This window comes from Priestia sp. YIM B13489, assembly GCF_042787645.1.
GTDB lineage: Bacteria > Bacillota > Bacilli > Bacillales > Bacillaceae_H > Priestia > Priestia megaterium.
Genome location: NZ_JBHZOQ010000012.1, coordinates 1 through 1,762, shown reverse-complemented (window position 1 = coordinate 1,762; position 1,762 = coordinate 1). Strand labels below are relative to the sequence as shown.

The window sequence follows — 1,762 nt, the reverse complement described above, 5'->3', positions numbered from 1 at the left end:
GTACCATCCAATTAAGAATTAAGAAACTAGGATATGAATGGGACAGTAAGCAAAGTATTTATCGTTATGTTGGGGAAGAACCAGAACCTTTAGAAGTTGATTTTAATACCCTTATTTCTAAAAATAGTAAAGCGCTAGTAGAACAAAAGCAAGCTAATAGTGAAGTAGCAGCTAGTATTAGTCACATGAATGAAAGTGAAAGTACTAGCGATAGCGTTTCAAAAGCTAGTATAACTACTAGCAAAGTAGATGCAATTGATCTCTTGCTTCAGCATCCAAAAGAACGCTCAAAACGAGTGTATCGAGGGTTTTATTTTGACGATGATGTGTTAAGCATCATTGATCGAGTTCCTAAGAGTTATAAATCTGAATTAGTGAATGAAGCTTTAAGAAAAGTATTTAAAGAAAAGGGATTATTAGATTAAAAACTCACCTAAGTTTTAGGTGAGTTTTCTTGTTTATTCTACAAATAGAGTTTGCAAAAATGTAGGATTTGGTAGAAAATTAGACATAAGAAAAAGCCCTCAAGTTTTCGCCGACTCAGAGGACTCTTTCTTACAAAATATTAAGAAGGAATTAACCTTTCAAGAAGAGATTAACCTTCAACTACATAACTTTATAAACGTATTCTACCACAATAAGGTTAGTTCCTTCCACAAAAAAATGGAGGAATTAGAATGAGAAAAGCATTAAATGAAGCAGAAAAAAAAGCTAGAGTAAGAGATGCTAAGCTGGAAGAGTTAATAAACCAAGCAGAAGTTGGTCTTTCAGCAGATCAACAAAAAACATTATTGGAAATCTTACATAAGACTACTGGAGATAACTATTTCATCGGTAAGCGAAAGAAAAAAACTGATGGGGTGAGATTTGTGCAAATACTTATGGAAAACTATAATTATTTAAGTCAAATAAAATACCTGTCTAATGCACAAAAAGCATTTTTATTAGATTTGGTTCCTTATGTTGAATTTAAAACAAATATTCTTATAGAACGCCCAGAAGAAGACTTAGAAGAGGTAAGCGAGAACACTGCTTCACCTAGTTATTTAGCTAAAAAATTAGGACGTGAAAGAGCTAAAGTTTCTCGAATGATGAATGAACTAATGAAACTAGGTATCTTAGCTGTGGCGGAAACTGGGATGACAACAGAAGATGGTAGAGTATGTACTAGCAGAACTTGGTTTGTAAATCCTAATGTTATGTGTTGTTCAGCAAGAGATGATGTAGATAAAGCAACTCAAAGAATCTTTAAACGTTCCTTAAAAAACTTTAAAGTAGAAGGAAACTCTAAAAAGCACAATTTACCAATTTATTTATTTTAAAAGCAAGGGGGAAATTTCCCCTTGCTTTTTTATTTACTATTTTATTTACATTTTTTAGGTGTGTCTTTTTGGACACACAGGTGTGTCTTTTTGGACACACCCCACCCTCTATAAACGTTGATATAACAACATTCTTGCACTTGTCCCTTCTCACTCTATTTAAATAGCAATTCGCTGATAGAATTGCAAGGGTCTTTTTATACTTTTTTCGTTAAAAAAATTAAAGTGTATTGAACTTAATACATATGAAAATTCCTCATAGCTATATGGCTATTTTCCATACAAGGTTCGAGTAGTATTTTTTAAAAAAACCACTTAAAAAATCTCCACTCTTTCCTCCTTGCATTTCAAATTTCGGCAGGGTTGGTTCTTTCGCCAAGCCGAACATACCCAAAACGAAGTTTAAGATGATCGGCTTGTGACGGCCATTATACCTGCCG

2 protein-coding genes are annotated in these 1,762 nt (G+C 33.2%); both read left to right on the top strand.

All coding sequences use genetic code 11. The features are described 5' to 3' along the window. The coding region (locus ACFX4W_RS00735) for a hypothetical protein (RefSeq protein ID WP_377558981.1) at positions 1 to 425 on the top strand (425 nt) is incomplete at its 5' end. 252 nt (positions 426 to 677) lie between these two features. Further along, positions 678 to 1,322 carry a MarR family transcriptional regulator gene (locus ACFX4W_RS00730; RefSeq protein ID WP_377558979.1) on the top strand — a complete coding sequence of 215 codons (645 nt, stop codon included), beginning with the start codon at positions 678 to 680 and terminating at the stop codon, positions 1,320 to 1,322. Positions 1,323 to 1,762 lie beyond the last annotated feature (440 nt).